At 72.8% G+C, this 22,140-nt stretch carries 24 protein-coding genes and 1 other RNA gene; 13 read left to right on the forward strand and 12 right to left on the reverse strand.

What is annotated here, in order from left to right; translation table 11 throughout:
- Window positions 1–18: 18 nt before the first annotated feature.
- The 4 genes from IE182_RS27310 to IE182_RS27325 all read right to left on the reverse strand — a co-directional run bounded on the left by IE182_RS27310 (window position 19) and on the right by IE182_RS27325 (window position 3,619).
- Window positions 19–981, reverse strand: coding sequence for an N-acetylmuramoyl-L-alanine amidase (locus tag IE182_RS27310; protein ID WP_229845149.1), 963 nt, complete (start codon window positions 979–981; stop codon window positions 19–21).
- Between the two features lie 23 nt (window positions 982–1,004).
- A complete protein-coding gene (locus IE182_RS27315; RefSeq protein WP_190112623.1) occupies window positions 1,005–1,649 on the reverse strand; it encodes a class I SAM-dependent methyltransferase in 645 nt (214 codons plus the stop codon).
- A 162-nt stretch (window positions 1,650–1,811) separates the two neighbouring features.
- The gene (locus IE182_RS27320; RefSeq protein WP_190112656.1) at window positions 1,812–2,417 is read right to left on the reverse strand and encodes a response regulator transcription factor; all 606 of its coding nucleotides are present in this window, start codon (window positions 2,415–2,417) and stop codon (window positions 1,812–1,814) included.
- Window positions 2,418–2,425: 8 nt separating this feature from the next.
- Window positions 2,426–3,619 carry a sensor histidine kinase gene (locus IE182_RS27325; RefSeq protein ID WP_190112624.1) on the reverse strand — a complete coding sequence of 398 codons (1,194 nt, stop codon included), beginning with the start codon at window positions 3,617–3,619 and terminating at the stop codon, window positions 2,426–2,428.
- Between the two features lie 167 nt (window positions 3,620–3,786).
- Here IE182_RS27325 and IE182_RS27330 point away from each other — a divergent pair, with 167 nt between their 5' ends.
- The 3 genes from IE182_RS27330 to IE182_RS27340 are packed head-to-tail and all read left to right on the forward strand — an operon-like array spanning window position 3,787 to window position 6,747.
- Window positions 3,787–4,671 (forward strand): MaoC/PaaZ C-terminal domain-containing protein, encoded by an 885-nt coding sequence (locus tag IE182_RS27330; protein WP_190112625.1) that lies wholly within the window; start codon window positions 3,787–3,789, stop codon window positions 4,669–4,671.
- Between the two features lie 27 nt (window positions 4,672–4,698).
- On the forward strand, window positions 4,699–5,775 hold the full coding sequence (locus tag IE182_RS27335) for a Zn-dependent alcohol dehydrogenase (RefSeq protein ID WP_190112626.1): 1,077 nt from the start codon (window positions 4,699–4,701) through the stop codon (window positions 5,773–5,775).
- Between the two features lie 39 nt (window positions 5,776–5,814).
- Window positions 5,815–6,747: a 3-oxoacyl-ACP reductase gene (locus IE182_RS27340; RefSeq protein WP_190112627.1), complete on the forward strand. Its 933-nt coding sequence runs from the start codon at window positions 5,815–5,817 to the stop codon at window positions 6,745–6,747.
- 129 nt (window positions 6,748–6,876) lie between these two features.
- On the opposite strand, the gene IE182_RS27345 is transcribed toward IE182_RS27340, so the two are convergent.
- Both IE182_RS27345 and IE182_RS27350 read right to left on the reverse strand, forming a co-directional pair.
- The gene (locus IE182_RS27345; RefSeq protein WP_190112628.1) at window positions 6,877–7,041 is read right to left on the reverse strand and encodes a hypothetical protein; all 165 of its coding nucleotides are present in this window, start codon (window positions 7,039–7,041) and stop codon (window positions 6,877–6,879) included.
- A gap of 177 nt (window positions 7,042–7,218) precedes the next feature.
- Window positions 7,219–8,445 carry a hypothetical protein gene (locus IE182_RS27350; protein WP_190112629.1) on the reverse strand — a complete coding sequence of 409 codons (1,227 nt, stop codon included), beginning with the start codon at window positions 8,443–8,445 and terminating at the stop codon, window positions 7,219–7,221.
- A 256-nt stretch (window positions 8,446–8,701) separates the two neighbouring features.
- On the opposite strand from IE182_RS27350, the gene IE182_RS27355 reads away from it, so the two are divergent.
- The 4 genes from IE182_RS27355 to IE182_RS27370 all read left to right on the forward strand — a co-directional run bounded on the left by IE182_RS27355 (window position 8,702) and on the right by IE182_RS27370 (window position 12,612).
- Entirely contained in the window at window positions 8,702–9,736 is a 1,035-nt protein-coding gene (locus tag IE182_RS27355) for an ABC transporter substrate-binding protein (RefSeq protein ID WP_190112630.1), read from the forward strand.
- Between the two features lie 68 nt (window positions 9,737–9,804).
- A complete protein-coding gene (locus IE182_RS27360) occupies window positions 9,805–10,644 on the forward strand; it encodes a Nif3-like dinuclear metal center hexameric protein (protein WP_190112631.1) in 840 nt (279 codons plus the stop codon).
- Window positions 10,645–10,657: 13 nt separating this feature from the next.
- Entirely contained in the window at window positions 10,658–11,401 is a 744-nt protein-coding gene (locus IE182_RS32665) for a zinc ribbon domain-containing protein (protein WP_190112657.1), read from the forward strand.
- Between the two features lie 5 nt (window positions 11,402–11,406).
- Window positions 11,407–12,612 (forward strand): bifunctional RNase H/acid phosphatase, encoded by a 1,206-nt coding sequence (locus IE182_RS27370; RefSeq protein WP_190112632.1) that lies wholly within the window; start codon window positions 11,407–11,409, stop codon window positions 12,610–12,612.
- A 395-nt stretch (window positions 12,613–13,007) separates the two neighbouring features.
- On the opposite strand, the gene IE182_RS27380 is transcribed toward IE182_RS27370, so the two are convergent.
- On the reverse strand, window positions 13,008–13,355 hold the full coding sequence (locus IE182_RS27380) for a hypothetical protein (RefSeq protein WP_190112634.1): 348 nt from the start codon (window positions 13,353–13,355) through the stop codon (window positions 13,008–13,010).
- 138 nt (window positions 13,356–13,493) lie between these two features.
- On the opposite strand from IE182_RS27380, the gene IE182_RS27385 reads away from it, so the two are divergent.
- Window positions 13,494–14,435, forward strand: coding sequence for a helix-turn-helix domain-containing protein (locus tag IE182_RS27385; RefSeq protein WP_229845151.1), 942 nt, complete (start codon window positions 13,494–13,496; stop codon window positions 14,433–14,435).
- Window positions 14,368–14,520 (forward strand): DUF397 domain-containing protein, encoded by a 153-nt coding sequence (locus IE182_RS32265; protein ID WP_229845152.1) that lies wholly within the window; start codon window positions 14,368–14,370, stop codon window positions 14,518–14,520. The genes IE182_RS27385 and IE182_RS32265 overlap by 68 nt, the downstream gene beginning before the upstream one ends.
- Before the next feature lie 3 nt (window positions 14,521–14,523).
- Here IE182_RS32265 and IE182_RS27390 read toward each other — a convergent pair whose 3' ends face one another.
- A complete protein-coding gene (locus tag IE182_RS27390; protein WP_190112636.1) occupies window positions 14,524–14,811 on the reverse strand; it encodes a hypothetical protein in 288 nt (95 codons plus the stop codon).
- A 115-nt stretch (window positions 14,812–14,926) separates the two neighbouring features.
- Between IE182_RS27390 and IE182_RS27395 the strand changes: the two genes are divergently transcribed.
- The gene (locus tag IE182_RS27395) at window positions 14,927–17,167 is read left to right on the forward strand and encodes an NACHT domain-containing protein (protein WP_190112637.1); all 2,241 of its coding nucleotides are present in this window, start codon (window positions 14,927–14,929) and stop codon (window positions 17,165–17,167) included.
- A 122-nt stretch (window positions 17,168–17,289) separates the two neighbouring features.
- Here the strand turns inward: IE182_RS27395 and yaaA are convergent, their stop codons facing one another.
- Entirely contained in the window at window positions 17,290–18,087 is a 798-nt protein-coding gene (gene yaaA / locus IE182_RS27400; RefSeq protein ID WP_190112638.1) for a peroxide stress protein YaaA, read from the reverse strand.
- Between the two features lie 191 nt (window positions 18,088–18,278).
- Here yaaA and IE182_RS27405 point away from each other — a divergent pair, with 191 nt between their 5' ends.
- The gene (locus IE182_RS27405; protein WP_190112639.1) at window positions 18,279–19,745 is read left to right on the forward strand and encodes an RNB domain-containing ribonuclease; all 1,467 of its coding nucleotides are present in this window, start codon (window positions 18,279–18,281) and stop codon (window positions 19,743–19,745) included.
- A 29-nt stretch (window positions 19,746–19,774) separates the two neighbouring features.
- Window positions 19,775–20,176: RNase P RNA component class A (gene rnpB / locus IE182_RS27410), an RNA gene on the forward strand.
- A gap of 116 nt (window positions 20,177–20,292) precedes the next feature.
- On the opposite strand, the gene IE182_RS27415 is transcribed toward rnpB, so the two are convergent.
- Both IE182_RS27415 and IE182_RS27420 read right to left on the reverse strand, forming a co-directional pair.
- A complete protein-coding gene (locus IE182_RS27415) occupies window positions 20,293–20,541 on the reverse strand; it encodes a hypothetical protein (RefSeq protein WP_190112640.1) in 249 nt (82 codons plus the stop codon).
- Window positions 20,538–20,894, reverse strand: a complete 357-nt coding sequence (locus tag IE182_RS27420; protein WP_190112641.1) for a hypothetical protein — start codon at window positions 20,892–20,894, stop codon at window positions 20,538–20,540. Before IE182_RS27420 ends, IE182_RS27415 begins: the two co-directional genes overlap by 4 nt.
- A 152-nt stretch (window positions 20,895–21,046) precedes the next feature.
- Here IE182_RS27420 and IE182_RS27425 point away from each other — a divergent pair, with 152 nt between their 5' ends.
- The gene (locus tag IE182_RS27425) at window positions 21,047–21,604 is read left to right on the forward strand and encodes a YceI family protein (RefSeq protein WP_190112642.1); all 558 of its coding nucleotides are present in this window, start codon (window positions 21,047–21,049) and stop codon (window positions 21,602–21,604) included.
- Here the strand turns inward: IE182_RS27425 and IE182_RS27430 are convergent.
- On the reverse strand, window positions 21,601–22,032 hold the full coding sequence (locus IE182_RS27430) for a nuclear transport factor 2 family protein (RefSeq protein ID WP_190112658.1): 432 nt from the start codon (window positions 22,030–22,032) through the stop codon (window positions 21,601–21,603). The two genes, IE182_RS27425 and IE182_RS27430, sit on opposite strands and share 4 nt — an antisense overlap.
- Window positions 22,033–22,140: the final 108 nt, after the last annotated feature.

A 22,140-nucleotide genomic window follows, 5' to 3' on the forward strand; every position in this document is an offset into this window, starting at 1 on the left:
GCCGTGGCCTGCTGGTACTTACCCGCGCAGGAAGTCCTTGATGCCGTCCGCAATACCTTGCGCCGCTTTTTCACGCCATGCCGCATCGGTGAGCTGGGCGGCATCCTGCGCGTTGCGCATATTGCCGCATTCGATGAAGACCTTGGGAATCGTGGAGAGATTGAGCCCCCCGAGATCCCCCCGCGTGTCGAGCCCCGTTCCCTTGCCGATGTAATTGGAGGGGGCACTGCCGGTGGTGCGCACGAAGTTGCCCGCGATGCGCGCGCCCAGCTCCTTCGACGGCCCCACGATGGCGGAGGTGTCCGCGCGTCCGCCGCGCACCGCGGCGGGCAGGATCACATGGAAGCCGCGGTCGCCGGCGCCGGCGCCGTCCGCGTGCAGGGACACGGCGGCGTCGCCGTGCGCGGCGTTCCCGATCTCGGCGCGCTCGGTCACGCACGGCCCGTACGGCCGGTCCCCGTCGTGGGTCAGCACGACCTTGGCGCCCTGCGCCTGCAGGATCGTCCGCAGCCGGTGCGCCACGTCCAGGGTGAAGGTGGCCTCGGAGTAACCGGAGTTGGTCTCGGTGCCGGTGGTGTCGCACTCCTTGTGACCGGTGCCGATGTCGACCTGACGGTTGATCTCGGCGGTGTGCTGGGCGTTGCGCGTGTTGTGGCCCGGGTCGACGACGACGACCTTGCCCTTGAGCGGCCCGTCCGCGGCGCCCTCCGCGGCCGCGGGAGCGGGTGCGGAGGGGGTGGGGGCGGCGCTGGTGGCCGCGGCCGCGGAGGACGGCGCCCCGGACGGCTCGGGCCGGGGCGCGGGGCGGACCTGGGCGGACGAGGACGCGGCGACGGGCTGCCGTCCGGCGTCGTCGGCGGCCCCGTCCCCGGAACCTCCCCCGCCGCCCGAACAGCCCGTCAGGCCGGCGGCCGCCAGGAACAGCGCTGTCGCCCCGGCGAGGAATCGCGGGGATATCGGGGAACCACTGCCGTTGGACACGCGGGCGATGCTAGCGCTGCCGCTCAGATCCCGAGACCAGTACGCCGCAGTACGCGCAGGGAGCGCGTCACAGAGACCTCGGTGAACGCCCCTGACGCAAGGGCCCTGCGGTACACCCGGTACGGGGCCTGGCCGCCGTCGGCGGGGTCGGGGAAGACGTCGTGGATGACGAGCAGGCCCTCGGGCGCGAGGTGCGGCGCCCAGCCCTCGTAGTCGGCGGTGGCGTGCTCGTCGGTGTGCCCGCCGTCGATGAACACCAGCCCCACGGGCGTGCCCCAGACCTTCGCCACCTGCGGGGAGCGCCCCACGACGGCGACGACGTGCTCCTCCAGCCCGGCCCGGTACAGCGTCCGGCGGAACGTCGGCAGCGTGTCCATGCGCCCCACGCCGGGCGTCTCGTCCACGACGGACGGGTCGTGGTACTCCCAGCCGGGCTGCTGCTCCTCGCTGCCGCGGTGGTGGTCGACGGTCACGGCGACGGTGCCGCTCTCGCGGGCCGCGTCGGCGAGGAGGATCGTCGAACGGCCGCAGTACGTCCCCACTTCCAGCAGGGGCAGGCCGAGCCGGCCCGCCTCGCGGGCCGCCGCGTGCAGGGCGAGGCCCTCGTCCACCGGCATGAATCCCTTCGCGGCCTCGAAGGCGGCGAGTATGTCGGGCTTGGGCGGCATGGTGGGTCCCCGTTCTGTACGTGTACGGCTGCGGCCGTGGGCCATTTTTCCCCAGCCCCGCCCCTTCCCGTTTCCCGGGGCTCCGCCCCGGACCCCGGTCCTCAAACGCCGGACGGGCTGATTCGTGCCCGGACCGGGGGAAATCCAGCCCCCCCCCCCCGGCTACAGCCAGCCGTTCTGGCGCGCCGCGCGCACGGCCTCCATCCGGTTCCGCGTCCCGGTCTTCCCGATCGCCGCCGACAGATAGTTCCGCACCGTCGCCGGCGACAAGTGCACCTTCGCCGCGATGTCCACGACCGTCGCCCCGTCCACCGCCGCCGACAGCACGTCCCGCTCCCGCTGCGTCAGCGGGTTCGGGCCCGCGCTGAGCGCGGCCGCCGCCAGGGCCGGGTCGATGACGCGCTCGCCGGCCAGGACGCGGCGGATGGCGGCCGCGAGGTCCTCGACCGGGCCGTCCTTGACGAGGAAGCCCGAGGCGCCCGCCTCCATGGCGCGCCGCAGATAGCCGGGGCGGCCGAAGGTGGTGAGGATCAGCACCCGGCACTCCGGCAGCCGCACCCGCAGGTCGGCGGCCGCGTCCAGGCCGCTGCGGCCGGGGAGTTCGATGTCGAGCAGGGCGATGTCGGGGCGCGTCCGAAGGGCCTGCGGGAGGATGTCGTCGCCGCTGCCCACCTGGGCGACGATCTCCATGTCCTCCTCCAGGCCGAGCAGCAGTGCGAGCGCCCCGCGCATCATCCCCTGGTCCTCGGCCAGCAGAATCCTGGTCAGCTCGCTGCTCACGCGGCCCGCTCCTCCTCGTCGTTCTCGTCCACCGGGAGTTCCGCCACGAGGCGGAACCCGCGTCGCCCGTCCGGCCCGGACGTCAGCGAGCCGCCTGCCGAGGCCAGCCGCTCGGTCAGGCCCTTGAGGCCGTTGCCGCCCGTGCCGGGTGCCGTGCCCGGTGCCGTGTCCGACCCTACGCCGCGCCCGTCGTCGCTGATCTCCAGATGGACCCGGTCCGGCTCCCCGCGCACCTCGATGGCGCACTTGGCCGCCCCGCTGTGCCGCACGACGTTGGTGACGCCCTCGCGCACGACCCACCCCAGCAGCGCCGCCGTCTGCGGCGGCAGCGGCGGCCCGGACTGGCGGATGTCGGCGGTGATGCCGGAGGCGTCGAGCAGGGACCGCGCCCGGTCGAGCTCGGTCGCCAGGCTTCCCTCGCGGTAGCCGGTCACGGCCTCGCGGATCTCGGTGAGGGCCTGGCGGCCCACCGCCTCGATGTCCGCGGCCTGGCCCATCGCCGCGTCCAGGTTGCGGGGCGCCAGGCGGCGCACCGCCTCCGCCTTGACCACGATGACCGACATTGTGTGGCCGAGGAGGTCGTGCAGGTCGCGGGAGAAGCGCAGGCGCTCGCGCTCCACCGCGGCGTGCGCCAGCTGCTCGCGCGTGGCCCGCAGCTGGGCGACGGTCTCGGAGAGGTTCAGGATCGCGGCCGCGACGAGCCCGGACAGCGACGTGCCCCAGGCGATGGCCAGGACGTTCTCCGTACCGCTCTGCGCGGACAGGACCACCCCGACCGTGATGCCGTAGCCGCCCATGGCCACCGACAGCCACCGCCCCCGGTTGCGCAGCACGATGCCGGCCACCAGCGACAACAGCGGGAAGAACAGCAGCCAGTCGCCGCCGTACCCGATGGACATCGCGTACGTGACGACCGTCAGCCCGCCCAGCAGGACCAGCGGGAGCGGCGTCAGGCAGCGGTCCTCGTCGAGCCCGACGACGACCGCGGTGACGTAGAGCGCGACGAAGACCACGAGGCCGGCGACGGCGAGCCACGGCAGCGGGACCCTGCCCCGGCAGAGGTCGACCACGTCGCCCGTGAGAATGAACAGCCAGGGCATGAACGTCGCCGGTGTCGGCCGCTTCATCGGCCGCACCCCTCCCAGCAGGCCGGGCCGTCCGCGCCCGCCCTTCACCACCGTGTCTTCCATGCCACCGACCCTACGGAGTCCGGCCGTACGTCCCGTAGTCGCACATGTCCCCGGACGCCCATGACATTTGTCTTCCCCCGCCCTGCGCCATCGGCTATACAGGAAGGCCGCGCCGGGTGGAACGCGTTCTACTCCTCGGTCCTCGTCAGACGGGAGCACGGAACTCCATGCCCATCGACCCCGCCAAGGCCACCGCCGCAGCCCCCACCACCGTCCCCCTCTCCTGGGACCACAAGGACGTCCTGCTCTACCACCTGGGCATCGGAGCCGGGTCCCGCCCGGACAGGCCCCATCCCGCCACCGACCCCGACGAACTCCGCTACACCCTGGAGAGCCGGCTCCACGTCCTGCCCTCCTTCGCGACCGTCGCCGGCGGCGGCAGGACGGTGGCCGCCACGCTGTCCATGCCCGGCATCGACGTCGACCTCGCGGCCGTGCTGCACGGCGGACAGTCCGTCACCCTCCACCGCCCGCTGCCCGTCCGCGCCGCCGACGCCGGCGCGACCGCGCGCGTCGCCGCCGTCCACGACAAGGGCAAGGCGGCCGTCATCGTGCTGCGCACCGACGTCGCCGACGACGACGGCCCGCTGTGGACGGCGGTCAGCGAGATCTTCGTCAAGGGCGAGGGCGGCTTCGGCGGCGAACGCGGCTCCAGCGAACGCCTGGAGACCCCCGCCACCGAGCCCGACCTGACCGCCTGCCGTCCCGTCCGCGAGGACCAGGCCCTGCTCTACCGCCTCTCCGGCGACTGGAACCCGCTCCACGCCGACCCCGAGTTCGCGGGGCTCGCCGGCTTCGACAAGCCGATCCTGCACGGCCTGTGCTCGTACGGCATCGTCCTCAAGGCCGTCGTCGACACCGCCCTCGGCGGTGACGTCTCCCGCGTCCGCTCGTACGCCACCCGCTTCTCCGGTGTCGTCTACCCCGGCGAGACCCTGCGCGTGCGCATCTGGCGCGACACCCCCGGCCCCGGCCGCATCCAGGTCGTGGCCACCGCCGTGGAGCGCGGGGACGCGCCCGTCCTCACCGACACCGTCGTCGAGCACACCTGAGCAGGTGACACCGAAGGGAGCAGCCCCATGCGTGCCGCCGTACAGCAGAAGACCGGTCAGGACCTGCTCGAAGTGCTCGACGACGTCGAAGCGGTCGGCTTCGGCCCCGGCAAGGTCAGGCTGCGCATCCGGGCCGCCGGACTGTGCCACTCCGACCTCTCGGCCATGTCCGGGGTCCTGCCGCAGCCCGCGCCCTTCGTCCCCGGCCACGAGGGCGCGGGCGACGTCGTCGAGGCCGGCGAGGGCGTCACGCACGTCGCGCGCGGCGACCGCGTCCTCGTGTGCTGGCTGCCCGCCTGCGGCAGCTGCCCCTCGTGCCGGCGCGGGCAGAGCCAGCTGTGCCTGGCCGGGTTCATGAACTCCGGCACCCCCAACTTCAGACGCCGCACCACCGACGTCTTCGGCTTCGCCGGCACCGGCGCGTTCGCCGAGGAACTCGTCGTCGACGCCGGGTGCGCGGTGCCCATACCCGACGACGTGCCCTACGAGGTCGCCGCCCTCCTCGGCTGCGGCGTCACCACGGGACTCGGCGCGGCCCTGAACACCGCGCGGGTGGCGGCCGGTTCGTCGGTCGCCGTCATCGGGTGCGGCGGCGTCGGCATCAGCGTGATCCAGGGCGCCCGGGTCGCGGGCGCGGCGCAGATCCTTGCCGTCGACCCCGTGGAGGGCCGCCGCGAGGCCGCCCTGCGGTTCGGTGCCACCGAGGCCGTCGCCCCCGAAGGGCTCGCCGGGACCAAGGCCCGCCTCACCGGCAACGAGGGCTTCGACTACGTCTTCGAGGTCGTCGGCAGGTCCGCCACCGCCCGCACCGCCTACGAGGCCACCCGGCGCGGCGGCACGCTGTGCGTCGTCGGGGCGGGGGCGCTGGACGACCACCTGCAGCTCAACATGTTCGAGCTGTTCTTCGACGAGAAGAGGATCCTGCCGTCGCTGTACGGCGGCGGCGACGTCCTGCGTTCCTACGAGCGCGCCATCGCCCTCTGGCGGGCCGGCCGCATCGACCTCGAAGGTCTGATCACCCACCGCGTGCCGCTCGCCCGCATCAACGACGCCGTCGAGCAGATGCGCACGGGCGAGGCGCTGCGCACCTGGATCACGATGTGAGACCGCTGTGAGACCCGACCGGAGAGGGGACCACCGGCCATGCTGAACGGTGCCACCGCCGTCGTCACGGGCGCCGGGCGCGGCCTCGGCCGCGCCGAGGCCCTCGAACTCGCCCGCCTCGGCGCGAACGTCGTCGTCAACGACTACGGCCGGCCCGGCCGCGACGGCTCCGGTGAGGCGTCCGCGGCCCCCGCCGAGGAGGTCGCCGCACAGATCCGCGCGGCGGGCGGGCACGCCACGGCCCACTGCGGCGACGTCGCCGACTTCGAACAGGCCTGCGAACTCGTGCAGTTGGCCGTCGACACGTACGGCGCGCTGGACATCCTCGTCAACAACGCCGGCATCCTGCGCGACCGCATGGTCTTCTCCATGACCGAGGACGAGTGGGACGCGGTCGTCCGCGTGCACCTGAAGGGCCACTTCAACACCACGCGCTTCGCCGCCGCGCACTGGCGGGACCGCTCGAAGGCCGCGGGCGGCGCGCCGGTCCACGGACGGATCGTCAACACCTCGTCGGAGGCGTTCCTGGCCGGCTCGGCCGGGCAGCCGAACTACGCGGCCGCCAAGGGCGGCATCGTGGGGCTGACCACGTCGACGGCCGCGGCGCTGCGCAAGTACGGCGTGACGGCGAACGCGATCTGCCCGCGGGCGCGGACGAGGATGACGGAGGACGTCTTCGGCGCCGCTCCGGGGGCCGGGGGCGGCCTCGACCCGCTCGCGCCCGAGCACGTCCCGCCGCTGGTGGCGTATCTGGCGTCGCGGGCGGCGGGGCGGATCACCGGGCAGGTCTTCGTGGTGCACGGCGGGATGGTGGCCGTGATGGAGAGGCCACGGGTGGGCGCGCGGTTCGAGGCGAAGGGGGACCTCTTCGCGGCGGAGGAGCTGGACGCGCTCCTGACCCCCTATTACGCGGAGCGTGCGGAGGGCGAGGGCTTCGCGGCGCCGGAGGTGCTGCGGCTGAAGCGGGGTTAGCCGGGTGGGGCCGGACGGGGCGGTGGGGCCGGGCCCGCCCCGCCCCTTCCCGTGAGCGGGGCTGCGCCCGAGGGGCACGGGCCCCGGTCACGGGAAGGGGCGGGCAGGAGAGGAGCAGCGAACTCCGGGTCAGTTCGCCTGGGGGCGGCGGTGCTTGCCGGGTGCGGGGGCCGGGGCAGCGGGGCGTTCGTCCGGCGAGGCCGGACCGCGGTGCCTGCCGGAGCCGGCGGCTGCGGCCTGGGCGGACGCCTCTGCGGGGCGCGCCTCGGTCGTGTCGGTTCGGGCATCGGGCATGGGGAAGTCACTCCGTCGGATGGGGATGCGTGCTCTGCGCGTGCGCGTCGGGGCCACAGCAGTGGCGTACCGCGCCGCAGGCACCCCGGGTGCCCGGCCGGACAGCTGTGCGGCCCCCGCCCGAGTCTAACGGGACCTTGATCATCGAGCCACCCGTGCCGAAGGCGTGTCCGTCCGTTACGGCGTACGGGCGCAGGGCGCCTGCTGCAGTGGAACGGGCCGGGGCGCCGGCACCGAGGCGGGGTCCGCGTCCGGGTCCGCATCGGCGTCGTCGGGGGCCGGCCGCGAGGTGCTGGACGTCGCGGCGGCCGTGCCCGCCCCCGGCACCAGGACGTCCCCGTCCTCCGAGACCCGCAGCCGCGCCAGCCCGCACGGCACCGACGCCGTGACGAACGGCAGCTTGAGCTCTCCGCCGGCCGTCCACAGTCCGGCCCCGGCCAGCCAGCCGGCCGGGCCCTGGAACTGCTGCAGCTGCTTCTTCGCGGGCCGCCACACCCCCACCCAGCTGGTCGTGGCCCCGGGGACGGCGGGGCCGGGCGGCGCCGCGTCGATCCGGAAGGCCACCGAGCTCGCCTCCGGCGCCAGGCCCTGTCCGGGCTGGGCGGCGAAGGGGGTGAGCGTCGTGTCGGCCAGCAGCAGGCATTCGGGGAAGCGCACCGGGCGGGCGGAGCCGAGGACGCCCCAGCCGACCCGGTCGACGCCGGGTGCGTCGGACCGGACGATGAGCAGCCCGCTGTCCGGCTCGGCCAGCAACAGGCGGTCGTTGCTCTTCTCCGCGATCTGCAGCAGCGGGCTGGTCTCGCCGCCCCGGCCCAGGTCGACGACGACGGCCTTCGTCAGCCCGTCCAGCTCCCGGTCCAGCGCGAGCAGCCGCCCCGAACGGTCCAGCCAGGCGCCGCCCTCGCACAGCCCGGGCACCGTCGCCAGGAGCTCGGGGCCGGTCGTGCCGCCGTGGACGCGCCAGAGGGTGGTCTGCTGCTCGCCGTGCACGAGGGCGTAGGCGGACGAGCCGTCGGGCGCGGGCGGCAGCAGGGACAGCCGCGGGCACTCGATCGCGCCCAGCGGCAGCTCGCCGGTGCCCGACCCGGCGGGGTAGAGCAGCGAGAGCGCGAACCGCTCGGCCACCCGGCGCCGGATCAGGACCCGGCCGTCGGTCAGCGGCAGCACCTCGCTGTCGGCCTCCTCGGGCTGGCTGCCGGGCAGCGACACCGCGTAGGGCTCCGGGCCGTCGAGGGTCCAGCGCTCGGGGAACCAGCCGTCGGTGCCCTGGCCGAGAGCCAGCCACGCCGCGTACGAGCCGTCCACCGTGACGGTGAACGCCGGGCGCCGCGTGTCCGCCGGAGAAGCACTCCGCGGGGTGGTTTGAGCGGTGCTCTGGGCGCCGTGAGGAGCACAGACCGTCATGAGAAACGTCACCTCCGGCACAGAACGTAGTTATCGCGGTCGCGACTGCACCTCGCCACCCCCGGCGCTTCACGCGTACGGGTGTGTCTTGTTTCGTTCGGCTGAGGAACGGGGGGCTGGTGTGCTGTGCTGGCCAGGGCCTATTAAGGTAAGGCGAACCTAAGTGGTCGCCGGAGGTGGCTGACCTGGCCCTCTTGACCGGTCCGGCACCCACCCCCGGCGCCCGCCGGCCCCCCACCCCCGTCAGGAGCCCCCCATGTCCCTGCGCCGCCGCGGCACCGCCGCCGTCGCCCTGTCCGTAGCCGCCGCGCTCGCGCTCACCGCCTGCGGCGCGTCAGACGGCGAGGACAAGGCGGGCAAGGACGGCGGCGCGGGCTCCAAGAGCGTCGCGCAGGGCGGCAAGGACTTCGGCAAGGCCGCCGAGGACACCGCCAGGATGGGCACGGACGCCCAGCCCGGGCAGTTCCCGCGCACCGTCACCCACGCCCTCGGCAGGACCGAGATCAAGGAGAAGCCCCAGCGCGTCGTCGTCCTCGACGTCGGCGAGCTCGACAACGTCGTCTCCCTCGGCATCAGGCCCGTGGGCTGGGCCGCCAGCGAGGGCAGCAAGGACATCCCCGAGTACCTGAAGAAGGACATCGGCGAGCCCAAGAGCGTCGGCACCATCAACAACCTCAACCTTGAGGCGATCAACGAGCTCAAGCCCGACCTGATCCTCGGCAGCAAGCTGCGCGCGGAGAAGACCTACAAGGACCTCTCCAAGATCGCCCCCACCGTCTTCTCGGTCCGCCCCGGCTTCACCTGGAAGGAGAACTACCTCCTCAACGCCGCCGCGCTCGACAGGACGGCCGACGCCAGGAAGCAGCTCGCCGACTACGAGGCCAAGGCGAAGAAGCTGGGCGAGGACCTCGGCGGGAAGAAGCCGACGATCACCATGCTCCGCTACATGCCGCAGTTCACCCGCCTGTACGCGCAGCAGTCCTTCATCGGCACCATCCTCAAGGACGCCGGCCTGCCCCGGCCGAAGAACCAGCAGGTGGACAAGCTCGCCGAGGAGATCAGCCCGGAGAACATCGACCGGGCCGACGCCGACTGGATCTTCACCGGCGTCTACGGCGACCCGGAGAAGACCAAGCGCGACGCCGCCGAGGACAACCCCCTGTGGAAGACCCTGACGGCCGTCAAGGAGGGCCGGGCCAAGAACGTCCCCGACGAGACCTGGTACCTGGGCCTCGGCGTCACCGCGGCGAACAGCGTCCTCGACGACCTGCGCGGTTTCCTGGTCAAGTAGCGGGGCTCGCGAGCGGCCGGCAGCACGCGTCAGTGAAGTACGGGCACGGGGACAGGTAGCCTTTCCCCGTGCCCGTACTGTCTGAAGTCATCGCCGCCCTCGACGCCCTGTGGCCCCCGGAGCGGGCCGAGCAGTGGGACGCCGTCGGTACGGTCTGCGGCGACCCCGACGCCACCGTCACCCGGGTCCTCTTCGCCGTCGACCCCGTCCAGGAAGTCGTCGACGAGGCCGTGCAGCTCGGCGCCGACCTGCTCGTCACCCACCATCCGCTCTACCTGCGCGGAACGACGACGGTCTCGGCCGGCACCTTCAAGGGCCGCGCCGTGCACACCCTCATCAAGAACGACATCGCCCTGCACGTCGCGCACACCAACGCCGACCGCGCCGACCCCGGCGTCTCCGACGCCCTCGCCGGCGCCCTCGACCTGCGCGTCACCGGCCCCCTCGTGCCCGACGCGAGCGACCCGGCCGGCCGCCGCGGCCTGGGCCGCATCTGCGAGCTGGACCCGCCGATGAGCCTGGCCGACTTCGCCGAGCGCGCCGCCAAGCGCCTGCCCGCCACCGCGCAGGGCATCCGCGTCGCCGGCGACCCGCAGCGCACCGTCCGCACCGTCGCCGTGTGCGGCGGCTCGGGCGACTCCCTCTTCGACGAGGTACGGGCCGCCGGCGTCGACGCCTACGTCACCGCCGACCTGCGCCACCACCCCGCCTCCGAGGCACAGCAGCACAGCCCGCTCGCGCTGGTCGACGCCGCGCACTGGGCCACCGAGTGGCCCTGGACCGAGCAGGCCGCGGCCCAGCTCGACGAGATTTCCGACCGGCACGGCTGGGGCCTGCGCACCCACGTCTCCCGTACGGTCACCGACCCCTGGACCGCCCACGCGGCATCGTCCGCTCACAACCACTAACAGGAGCCCCCAAATAAACGCCGCGCCCGCCGACCAGATCCGCCTCCTCGACCTCCAGGCCCTGGACGTCCGCCTCACCCAGCTCGCCCACAAGCGCAAGAGCCTCCCGGAGCACGCCGAGATCGTCACCCTCGAAGGCGACCTCGCCCAGCACCGCGACCTGCTCGTCGCCGCGCAGACCGAGGAGAGCGACTGCGCCCGCGAGCAGACCAAGGCCGAGCAGGACGTCGACCAGGTCCGCCAGCGCGCCGCCCGCGACCAGCAGCGCCTGGACTCCGGTGCCGGCATGTCCCCCAAGGACCTGGAGAACCTCCAGCACGAGGTCGCCTCCCTCGCCAAGCGCCAGGGCGACCTGGAGGACGTCGTCCTGGAGGTCATGGAGCGCCGCGAGGCCGCCCAGGAGCGCGTGACGGAGCTGACCGGCCGCGTCGAGTCCGTCCAGGCCAAGGTCAACGACGCCCTCTCCCGCCGGGACGCCGCCACCGTCGTCATCGACGACGAGGTCGCCACCGTCACCAAGGAGCGCGAGGTCGTCGCCGCCTCCATCCCCGCCGACCTGATCAAGCTCTACGACAAGCTGCGCGCCCAGTCCGGCGGCGTCGGCGCCGCCCGCCTCTACCAGCGCCGCTGCGAGGGCTGCCAGCTGGAGCTGAACATCACCGAGGTCAACGAGGTCCGCGCCGCGGCCGCCGACGCGGTCGTCCGCTGCGAGAACTGCCGCCGCATCCTGGTGCGCACGCCCGAGTCCGGCCTGTAAGCCCCATGGCGAACCGCTTCATCGTCGAGGCCGACGGTGGTTCCCGGGGCAACCCGGGCCCCGCCGGCTACGGCGCGGTCGTCCTCGACGCCGCCAGCGGCGAGGTGCTGGCCGAGGCCGCCGAGTACATCGGCACGGCGACCAACAACGTCGCCGAGTACAAGGGCCTCATCGCCGGCCTCGAAGCCGCCGGGGCGATCGACCCGGACGCCGAGATCCAGGTCCGCATGGACTCCAAGCTCGTCGTCGAGCAGATGTCCGGCCGCTGGAAGATCAAGCACCCGGACATGAAGCCGCTCGCCGCCCGGGCACAGCGCCTCTTCCCCGCCGGCCGGGTCGCCTACCAGTGGATCCCGCGCGAGAAGAACAAGCACGCCGACCGCCTGGCCAACGAGGCCATGGACGCCGGCAAGGCGGGCCGCCAGTGGGAGCCCGGCCGCTCGTCCGCCGGCCTCGCCGCCACGGCCCCGGCGGCCACCCCGGGCGGATCCGCGACCGGCGTCGCGGCGGCACTGGAGGTGCCCGCCGCCGAGCCGCTCGCCGAGCCCAAGGCTGCGCCCGTCGGCTGGGCGGCCCCCGCCGACCTCGGCGCGCCCACCACGCTGGTCCTGCTGCGTCACGGGGAGACGGCCCTCACCCCGCAGAAGCGTTTCTCGGGCAGCGGCGGCACGGACCCGGAGCTGTCGCCCGCCGGCCGCCGCCAGGCCGAGGCGGCCGCGGCCGCCCTCGCCGCCCGCGGCACCATCCAGGCCGTCGTCACCTCGCCCATGCGCCGCTGCCGCGAGACCGCCGAGGCCGTCGCCACCCGGCTGGGCCTCGACGTCCGCGTCGAGGACGGCCTGCGCGAGGCCGACTTCGGCACATGGGAGGGCCTGACCTTCGCCGAGGTCCGCGAGCGCTTCCCCGAGGACCTCGACGCCTGGCTCGCCTCCTCCAAGGCCGCCCCCACCGGCGGCGGCGAGAGCTTCGCGACGGTGGCCCGCCGCGTCGCCGTCGCGCGGGACAAGATCCTCGCCCGCTACGCCGGCCGCACGGTGCTCCTCGTGACGCACGTGACGCCCGTCAAGACGCTCGTACGCCTGGCCCTCGGCGCGCCGCCCGAGTCGCTGTTCCGCATGGAACTCTCGGCGGCCTCGCTGTCGGCCGTCGCCTACTACGCGGACGGCAACGCCTCGCTGCGGCTGCTGAACGACACCTCGCACCTGCGGTAGGCGGCACCGGGACGTACGGAAGGGCCCCCGTTGCGGAAGCAACGGGGGCCTTGTCGTCGGCCGGAACGTCTACGGGAACGTTCACGGGAACGTCTACGGCACGGGCTCCACGTGCCCGCACGTACCGCAGACCCACAGCGGGCCCTCGGAGTCGTACTGCTGCCACGCCGTCCGCAGGCACCGCGAGCAGCCGGTGGTGACGATCCCCATCCGGGGACTTATGACGGGCGGTTCCGGGGTCGTGTCGGCGTACTCGATGATCTGTGCCCTGACCCGGTCATCGGTCGTATTGGCCATCCGGAGCAGATGTGCGACTCGCGAGCGTGCTTCGTCAACGAAATCGTTCATGGCGGCAGCAGGTTATCGCCCCGCCGGTCACCGGCGTTCACATGTTGTCAGTGAACCGCCCGTTGGTGTCGCCCCATGGCGTCGGCCATCGCGGCCGCGGTATGCGCGTCCCCCTCCCGCACCGCCTGCGCGCGCCGCCGCTTGATCTCCGCGCACTGTGCGCACCGCCCCGTCAGCAGCCGCCGCAACCCGGCGACGATCTGCTGTGCCACCTCCACGCGGAGCGGCGGAAACGTCACATATCCGGTGCCGCTGACCGGCTCGCCGGCGGCGATGTGCAGGGCCCAGCCGTGCTGACGGCACACGGCCTGCAGCTCGGCGGCCGTCTGGGCGGAGACGCGCCGCAGGTCGGCGTCGGAGGGGAAGGGGGTGGTGGGGGAGGAGGCAGGCGCCATCGGGTTCCTCGTGCTTGGCAGGGAAATCACCCCATGTGGGTGACCAACTCGCTGTTGTCACTCCAGAGTTCCGTGTGCCGTCCTACGCTCACAACGTTTTGCACGTGCCATGGGCAAGCTGTCACAGGGGGCGACGACGTGAAGCGACGCAACGGCAACGGCGGGAGCGCGGCGGCCACGACGGCGGCGGTGTTCGGGGAGGTGCTGAGGCACCACCGGGAGGTCGCGGGGCTGACGCAGGAGGAACTGGCGGGGAAGATCCCGTGCGACCGGTCGCTGGTGGCGAGGGTGGAGGCGGGTAGCCGGGTTCCGCAGGAGCAGTTCGTTCAGGCGTGTGACCAACTGCTGGGAACGGGGGTGATGTTCGAGAGGCTGCGGGGGAGCATCGACTGGTATCCGGAGGTCAGCCATCCGGACTGGTTCAAACGGCGGGTTGCCATGGACGCCGAGGCGGTAGTGCTGCGTCTCTATCAAGCGCAAGTGATTCCGGGCTTGTTGCAGACTGAGGAATATGCGTCTGCGCTATTCGCCAGGGCAGCCAGAGGCGAAGAGCGAGGGCGTGTCGAAGAGCGGGTCCGGGCCCGAATGAGTCGCCAGCAGCGCTTCCTCGACCCAGATGGCCCGCTGCTCATCGCGCTGCTCGACGAGAGCACAATCCGCAATGTCGTCAGGGACGCTGAGGTGATGCGCGGCGAGTGCGCTCACCTGCTGGCGATGGGGCGACAGCCCAACGTCTGTATCCAGGTGGTTCGGGCCTGCGACGGTGACCTCATCCGCCCCAAGGTCTCCATGTCCTTGATCAAGCTGCCCAATGGCGAGGAATGGCTGTACTCGGAGTCGCTGGAGCGCGGGCACTTCAACAACGATCCGGCAGTTATCGCCGGGCAGTCCCAGACCTATGATGTGCTCAGGGCGGACGCCCTGTCTGCCCGTGAGTCCGCCGCTCTGATCAGAGATGTGATGGAAGGGTACGGGCACGATGACTGTATGGAGCAAGAGCAGCTACAGCGACGTGGACGGCGGCGACTGCATAGAAATAGCCCCCGGTATCCCCGGATTGGTCCCGGTAAGGGACAGTAAGGCGGCCCCCCAGGGGCCGGAAGTGGTGTTCCCGGCCCCGGCCTGGGCGGCGTTCGTCGCCGACGTCAAGCGTGGTGCCCTCTAGGCGTCAGCCGTCCTGGCGTTGGACGAGGTCCCCGTCGACCCTGGCGCGCCTCACCACTTGCTCGCCGGGGCCCGCCAGCGTCTGCTCGATCGAGCGGCCTTCGACGTCCTCGAACTCCTGGCGGCGGTCGGCCGCGCGGTCCGCCACCGTCAGCCACGCCTGGAGGCCGCCGCCCACCACGACGAGCACGGCCGTGCAAACTCCCCAGGCCAGCGACCACTTCTGCGTCAGCATGCCGGTCGCGACGTTCACGGCTGCCGCCACCACGACCGTTCCCGCGGCCGCCAGCATTCGTTTACCCTGTGACCCCACCACACACCCCCTGTGATACACGCAACAGAGCCAGTCTCTACCACCGGGGGAGCGCATGCGCAGAGAACCGCGGCAATCAGTCAAGGGAACGAAGGTGGGGCGGGACCTGGTCCAGATCCAGGTCATGGACGGACGGCAGGTCACGGACACCGACCGTGCCGCGCGCAGGCTGCGCGAGGAGGTCCGCAAGCGGGTGGGCGGCGAGGTCGCGCGGCGCAGGCTGGAGCACCCGGAGCCGATCAAGGTCCGTTGGTCGCCCAGCGGGCGGCCGGTCCAGTCGCCGGCGGTGGTGCTGGGGACCGGGAACCTGACCCGGCAGGGTGATGTCACCCAAGTACCGGAGTTCTTCCGCAGCCTGCCCCGGCGGCAGCTGGTGGTGCTGGGGGCGCCCGGAGCGGGGAAGAGCGTGCTCGCGCTGCTGCTCGCCAGGGAGCTGCTCACGTCGTGGCAGGACGGGGAGCCGGTGCCGGTTCTGCTGTCGCTGTCGTCGTGGAGGCCGGCGGTCACGTTACGCAGGTGGATGGCCCGGCGCCTCCGGGCGCTCAGCCCGGAGCTCGACAAGAGGACGGCGCAGCGGCTGGTCGACGAGGGCAAGGTGATGCCCGTACTGGACGGCCTGGACGAACTGCCCGTGGCGTTGCACGCCCGTGCGGTGCAAGAGATCGAGACGGCCGTTGCCGAGGGCGTACCCCTGCTGGTGACCTGCCGTGCCGCCGAGTACGAGAGCACGGTGGAGGAGTCCGGTGACTTCCTCACCAGGGCCGCCGTCGTGGAGCTGGAGTCCGTGGAGCCCGAGGCGGCGATCACCTACCTCGAACACTCCAAGGTGGCGGAGGACCGACGCTGGGACGGGGTCTTCAAGGCCCTGCGCAGGGCTCCGAAGAGCCCGGTGGCCGCGGCGCTGTCGTCTCCGCTGATGCTGGACCTGGCGCGCACGGCCTACCGCGCGGGCTCGACCGACCCGGGGGAGCTGCTGACGGGGAAGCGGTTCGGGAAACGGCGTGAGATCGAGTCCCATCTGCTGGAGAGGTATCTCCCCACGGTCTACGCCGAGTCGTCCGACACCCGGTACGGGCCCGAGCAGGCCAGGCGGTACCTGACGGTCATCGCGCGCCGCATGCGCCGCGACGGCACGTTCGACTTCGCCTGGTGGCAGATCGACTCGCTGATCACGGGTCCTCTGGTCGGCACGGCCTACGGCTGTGTGTGGGGGTGGTTCTTCTCCCTGCTGTTCGGGCCGGTCGTGGGTGTGATCGCCGGGCTGCTGTCCGGTGCGTGCGGCTACGTCGCGTACGCCGCGGTCCGCAGCGGGCGCAAGCAGGTGTACATCGCGAAGGACGCGCTGCACGGCCCGCGGGCCACCCTCCTGCGGTACGGGCTGCTGGGAGCGCTGTCGGGCCTGGTCGTGGCCTGTGTCGTGGGGGTGGTCGTCGGCTGCTGGCTGCATGTCGCGGTGCACGTTCCGGCGGGGACCGCGTGGGTGTACGGCCTGCTCGTCGGCGCGGGTCTGGGCTCGGCCACGCTGCTCGGGTCGGCCTGGGGCGCGTACCAGCTGTCGCGTGCGTGGTTCGGGCTGACGAAGCGGCTTCCGCCGAGGCTGATGCGCTTCCTCGACGACGCGCACGAGCTGGGGGTGCTGCGGCAGACCGGTGCCGTCTACCAGTTCCGTCACGCGCGGCTGCAGGAGCAGCTGAGCGGCGGGGGCCGGCCGTCGAAGGGTTCGATCCTGGAGGCCGAGTGGGACGGGCGCTGGCGCTGGAAGCCGCTTCTGCCCTTCGTGCCGGCGGCCACGCAGTTCGGCTTCGCGCTGATGGGGCTGAGCATCGTGGCGATGGTCAGCTACATGGCCTCCAGTGGCGTGTCCCTCGACCACCGCTCCGGTTCGAAGCCGAGCACCAGCGTGTCCTCGCTCTGCAACAACGACGCCACCGGCCAGACGTGCCACTCCATCAGGACGCTGACGTGGACGGTACCGGCGGGCTCGTCCGTCGCGACGGAGCTCGGGGCATCGGCCCGTCGTTCCGTCTCCGTCCTCGGACTCGGCGGCGGGATGGAGGCCCGTGGCTGCGCCAAGGCGTCCGTCGAGGTCGGCGTGCGCCTCAAGGGGCACGCCGCGCGGCCCGTGGTCGTGACGGTGGGGCAAAGAGACCCTTCGGGCAAGGGACGGGCGCTGGACCGCGCCCTGCGGTTCCAGGGCGAGCTGCCCGTCTCCGTCACCCTGCGCAGGCTGGACCGGGAACCCTGCGACCTGCAGTTCGCCTGGACGGAACCGGAGTTGACGGCCGACATCTACGCGTACGCCAGGTCCCGCTTCGGCGTGCCCTCCGCCGACTGAGGGGCGGCACCGGACACCGCTTCCCGTTGGGCTGGAGGCTGCACGTCAGCTCGGCGCGGGCCTGTGCGGCCCGTCCGTACCGGCCGGGGCCGCCGGGCCCCGGTCCGGGTGCGTACGCGGCCTCAGAGCTCGGTCACCACGACGTCCAGGGCCCACGGCGTGCCCCGCTTGGCCGGGGCGTCGCCCTCGACCGCGTAGCCCAGCTCGCGCAGGGCGTCGGCGAGCTCGCGCGGGGAGGCGGGCTCGTACCCGGCGGTGAGGAGGTCGCGGACGAGGCGGCCCTTGGTGGCCTTGTTGAAGTGGCTGACGACGGAGCGCTTCTCGACGCCGTTCACGGTCTTCGACTGCAGCACGCGCACGGTCGCCGTGCGTTCGGCGAGCTCGCCCTTGGGCTTCCAGGCCGTCGCGTAGGCGGCGGAGCGCAGGTCGAGGACGAGGCCGTCGCCCGCCGCCTCGGGAAGGGCCTCGGCCATGGGGGCGCGCCAGTGCGCGCCGAGCGCGCCCAGGGCCGGGAGCTTGACGCCCATCGAGCAGCGGTAGGAGGGGATGGCGTCGTCGATGCGCACCGCGCCCCACAGGCCGGAGAAGACGAGCAGCGACCGGCCGGCGGCGCGCCGGGCGGCGGCGCCGAGGCCGGCGATGCCGAGGGCGTCGTAGAGGACGCCGGTGTAGATCTCGCCGGCGGGGCGGGTCGGCGCGGTCCGCAGGACGGCGTTCTTGGCGATCTCGCCGCGCAGGCCGGGGCTGAGGCCGAGGACACCGGCGGCCTTCTCCTCGTCGCCCGCGCACAGCTCGGTGAGCTCGTCGAGCACGGCCCGGCGGTGGTCGGTGAGGGCGGGCAGGGAGAGCGAACCGAGCTCCAGCACCGGTCCGGCACCTCCGGTGGCTTTCCCCTCGGACGGCGGCAACAGCACGAGCACGGTGTGAATCTCCCCATCGGAACGTCGCGGATCCGTGCCACCCTAACGCCGTCGGCCCGTCGGCCCGTCGGCCCGCCCGTCTGCTCCTCCGGCCCGTCGGCCCGCCCGTCTGCTCCTCCGGCCCGTCCGCCCTGACGCCGTCCGCCACGCTCGCCGTGCCGCACGCCGGTGCCGCCCCTAGGCTCGGGATCATGCCCCGCCGCCCGATCCGCGTGACGGACACGGAGCGCCACCCGCTTCTGTCGGCACTGCGTGAGGTACGTGAGAGGGCGCACGTGCCGGAGGGCTTCCCGGCCCGGGCGCTCCAGGAGGCCGAGCAGGCCGCGCGGCACCCGCGCATGCCCGCGTACGACGCGACGGACGTGCCGCTGTTCACGATCGACCCGCCGGGGGCGAAGGACCTCGACCAGGCGATGTTCCTGTCCCGGCGGAAGACCGGGGGCTACCGCGTGCACTACGCGATCGCGGACGTCGCCGCGTTCGTACAGCCGGGCGGTGCGCTGGACCAGGAGGCGCACGAGCGGGTGATGACGCTGTACTACCCGGACGTGCGGGTGCCCCTGTACCCCGGGAGCCTGAGCGAGGGCGCCGCGAGCCTGCTGCCGGACCACGACCGGCCGGCCGTGCTGTGGCAGCTGGACATGGACACGGACGGGAAGGTGGTGGCCACGGACGTGCGGCGGGCCGTGGTGCGCAGCCGGGCGCAGCTGGACTACGCGGGCGTCCAGCGGGCCGTCGACACCGGGACGGCCGAGGAGCCGCTGTCGCTGCTGCGGGAGATCGGGGCGCGGCGGCAGGAGCTGGAGCGGACGCGCGGCGGGATCTCCCTCAACGTGCCGGAGCAGGAGGTGGTGCTGCGGGAGGACGGCGGCTACGCGCTGCAGTACCGGGTGCCGCTGCCGGCGGAGGAGTGGAACGCGCAGATCTCCCTGATGACGGGCATGGCGGCGGCCCGGCTGATGCTGGACGCGGGGACGGGCATCCTGCGCACGCTGCCCGCCGCGCCTGCGGGGGCGGTGGAGAGGCTGCGGCGGGTGGCGAAGGCGCTGGGGGTGGGGTGGCCGGAGGGCATGCCGTACCCGGTGGTGGTGCGGGCGCTGGACCCGCACCATCCGCAGCACGCGGCGTTCCTGCAGGAGTGCACGACGCTGTTGCGCGGTGCCGGCTACGTGGTCTTCGACCGCGACCGCCCCACCACCCACCCGGTCCCCGCGGACCCCGTGCACGCGGCGCTGGCGGCCCCGTACGCCCACTGCACGGCGCCGCTGCGCCGCCTGGTCGACCGCTGCACCTCCGAGCTGTGCCTGGCGGCGCGCGCCGGGCTGGAGGCCCCCGAGTGGGTGCGCGCGGCGCTGGACGGGCTGCCGGCCACGATGGAACGCGGTGCGCGGCGGGCGGCGGAGGCGGAGCGGGAGTGCGTGGACCTGGTGGAGGCGGCGCTGCTGCGCGACCGCATCGGGGAGGTCTTCGAGGGCTACGTGGTGGACGTGATCGAGTCCCGCCCGACGGCGGGCACGGTCCACCTCTACGACCCCGCGGTGGTCGGTCACGTCGAGGGCGACGGCGACGGGCCGCCGCTGGAGCTGGGCCGGCGCATGCGGGTCCGGGTGATCGAGGCGAACCCGGGTCAGGAAAAGGTCTGGTTCGCCCCGGCGTGAGCGGCCGGTACCATGGTCGACACGGTGGATGAGCCGGCCGGGCGGCCGCGTGGGACCTTCACGGGTCCCCCGAGGAACGTCCGGGCTCCATACGGCAGGGTGGTGGGTAACGCCCACCCGGGGTGACCCGCGGGACAGTGCCACAGAAAACAGACCGCCGGAGTCCTCGGATTCCGGTAAGGGTGAAACGGTGGTGTAAGAGACCACCAGCGCCTGGGGTGACTCAGGCGGCTAGGTAAACCCCACCCGGAGCAAGGTCAAGAGGGGTCGTTTCCGAACGGCCCTGCGCGGACGACCGAGGGCTGCCCGCCCGAGTCCGCGGGTAGACCGCACGAACCTGGCGGCAACGTCAGGTCTAGATGGATGGCCGCCTCCCCGAGGGCCGCAAGGCCCCCGGGAGACAGAACCCGGCGTACAGGCCGACTCATCCACCGCCTGAGCGACAAGGCCCCCGCCCTGCGATATCGCAGGGCGGGGGCCTTTCGCATGGAGCCGCCGCTCCGCGTCGCCCCGCAGAGACCGTGCTCGCCGTGCTCGCGTCGGTGAGTCAGTAGGCGGTGACGCTGACCACGACCAGCTTCAGCAGCCGGGGCGCGATCAGGTACTCGAACATGCCGCCCGCGACGTAAAAGACCTGGGCGTCGGAGCCGCCCTCGTGGCGTTCCCCCGGGACGTACAAGGTTTCTGCGGCACGGAGTAACCCCTCGCACCGCTCCTTGATCTGGCCCGCCAGCTCCGGGCCGAGGTCCAGCTCGCTCTCCGGCCACCAGTACTCCCAGGCCCAGCCGTCGCTCACTCGGCGACCGCCCGCCGGGCCGCCGCCTTGATGCCGGCCACCTCACGCGCGGCGGAGCGCATGGTTTCTTCGTCCGTGGCCGTCCGGACGAGGCGCTCGGCTTCGTGGAGGCGGCGGGCCACCCCGGGGTGGCGTTCGATCTCCACCGTCACCGCCCAGCGCAGCAGGAACCCGTTCACGGGGCCCACGGACTGGGTTTCCGCCGCCAGCGTGAGGACCTCGTCCCGCTCGGCCTCCAGCAGCGGGAGTTTCGCCGGGGCAACGCGCGCCAGGGCTTGTCCGAGGGCGGAGATCGTTCTGTCCGGACGCTCGATGGCCGGCTCGTCACCGTCTTCGGCCGGGTGCGCGCCCATGTGGCTCCCTTGCGTCAGCGAAATCGTGACCGGCGCCTGCTGTGGGTCCACACCAGCCACCCGGGCCGCACGGGCGGGGCCTCCCGGTCGGCAGGACCGAACTGCCCAGGCGGCCTATTCTGGGCGGGGGTCACGATGCCAGGGGAGTTGCCATGGCTACGACCAAGTGGTTCTTCGAGCCCGGACACACCGGTGCCGAATTCCGTGCCCGGCACATGATGGTCACCCACGTCCGCGGCGCCCTCAAGAACGTGCAGGGCTCGCTGGAAGCCGACCCGGATGCCCCGGAGGCGGCGCGGGTCGAGGCGACAATCGACGCCACGCAGGTGTACACCGGGCAGCCGCAGCGCGACGAGCATCTGCGGAGCGCCGACTTCTTCGACGTCGAGCACCATCCGACCTGGACGTTCAGCGGGACGGAGGTCCGCCAGCTGAGCCCGACGGACTTCCTGCTCACCGGAGACCTCACCGTGCGGGGCGTGACGCGGCCCGTGACGTTCGACGTGACGTACCTGGGGCAGTGGGACACGCCCTGGTGGGAGGACGGGCGCGACCTCGGGCCCCGGCGGCGTGCCGGGTTCTGCGCCACGGCGCGGATCAACCGGCACGACTTCGGGGTCAGTTGGAACGACACCGTCGACCGGGGCGGGGTCGTCGTCGGCGACATGATCGACGTGACGGTCGACGTCGAGGCCGTCCGCGAGAGCTAGACGTCCGCCGGGGCCGGGACCAGGCCGTCCGCCACCAGGCCCGCCAGGACCGCCTCGCCCAGGGCGTGCACCGCGGACTGCGGGCGGACCATCACCGTGAACTCCTTGATCAGCCCCTCCTCGTCCAGGTGCAGCAGGTCGATGCCGTGGATCTCCCGGCCCCCCACCGTGGCCCGGAAGAGCAGCACCGCCGACGTGGCGTCCGTCCCGTCGGCGCCGGTCTGCGTCGTGCCGTCGAGGCGCCCGGCGTAGCGGAAGTCCTCGAAGACGCGCAGCAGGACCCCGAACAGCCCCAGCACCATCTCCCGGCCCTCGAACGGCCGGAACTTCACCGGGCTGTAGAGGCGCACGTCCTCGGTGAACAGCCCCTCCATGGCGGTGACGTCACCGCTCTCCACGGCGGCACGGAAGCGGTCCGCTGCTGACACTCCTGTCACGGCTCCTCCTCAATTTCCGATGCTTCGACTACTCATCATTCTGACTACTCAAATTTATGAGTACCATGCCTACGGGATCCGTGAACAGAGGGAACAGAG

It is taken from the genome of Streptomyces cinnamoneus, assembly GCF_014650495.1.
Taxonomy (GTDB): domain Bacteria; phylum Actinomycetota; class Actinomycetes; order Streptomycetales; family Streptomycetaceae; genus Streptomyces; species Streptomyces cinnamoneus.

Coding starts and splice junctions, on each gene's coding strand:
- IE182_RS27315 (WP_190112623.1), bottom strand. CDS start 1,649: ATGCCGCCCAAGCCCGACATACTCGCCGCCTTCGAGGCCGCGAAGGGA.
- IE182_RS27325 (WP_190112624.1), bottom strand. CDS start 3,619: ATGGAAGACACGGTGGTGAAGGGCGGGCGCGGACGGCCCGGCCTGCTG.
- IE182_RS27330 (WP_190112625.1), top strand. CDS start 3,787: ATGCCCATCGACCCCGCCAAGGCCACCGCCGCAGCCCCCACCACCGTC.
- IE182_RS27335 (WP_190112626.1), top strand. CDS start 4,699: ATGCGTGCCGCCGTACAGCAGAAGACCGGTCAGGACCTGCTCGAAGTG.
- IE182_RS27340 (WP_190112627.1), top strand. CDS start 5,815: ATGCTGAACGGTGCCACCGCCGTCGTCACGGGCGCCGGGCGCGGCCTC.
- IE182_RS27345 (WP_190112628.1), bottom strand. CDS start 7,041: ATGCCCGATGCCCGAACCGACACGACCGAGGCGCGCCCCGCAGAGGCG.
- IE182_RS27350 (WP_190112629.1), bottom strand. CDS start 8,445: ATGACGGTCTGTGCTCCTCACGGCGCCCAGAGCACCGCTCAAACCACC.
- IE182_RS27355 (WP_190112630.1), top strand. CDS start 8,702: ATGTCCCTGCGCCGCCGCGGCACCGCCGCCGTCGCCCTGTCCGTAGCC.
- IE182_RS27370 (WP_190112632.1), top strand. CDS start 11,407: ATGGCGAACCGCTTCATCGTCGAGGCCGACGGTGGTTCCCGGGGCAAC.
- IE182_RS27380 (WP_190112634.1), bottom strand. CDS start 13,355: ATGGCGCCTGCCTCCTCCCCCACCACCCCCTTCCCCTCCGACGCCGAC.
- IE182_RS27390 (WP_190112636.1), bottom strand. CDS start 14,811: ATGCTGGCGGCCGCGGGAACGGTCGTGGTGGCGGCAGCCGTGAACGTC.
- IE182_RS27405 (WP_190112639.1), top strand. CDS start 18,279: ATGCCCCGCCGCCCGATCCGCGTGACGGACACGGAGCGCCACCCGCTT.
- IE182_RS27420 (WP_190112641.1), bottom strand. CDS start 20,894: ATGGGCGCGCACCCGGCCGAAGACGGTGACGAGCCGGCCATCGAGCGT.
- IE182_RS27425 (WP_190112642.1), top strand. CDS start 21,047: ATGGCTACGACCAAGTGGTTCTTCGAGCCCGGACACACCGGTGCCGAA.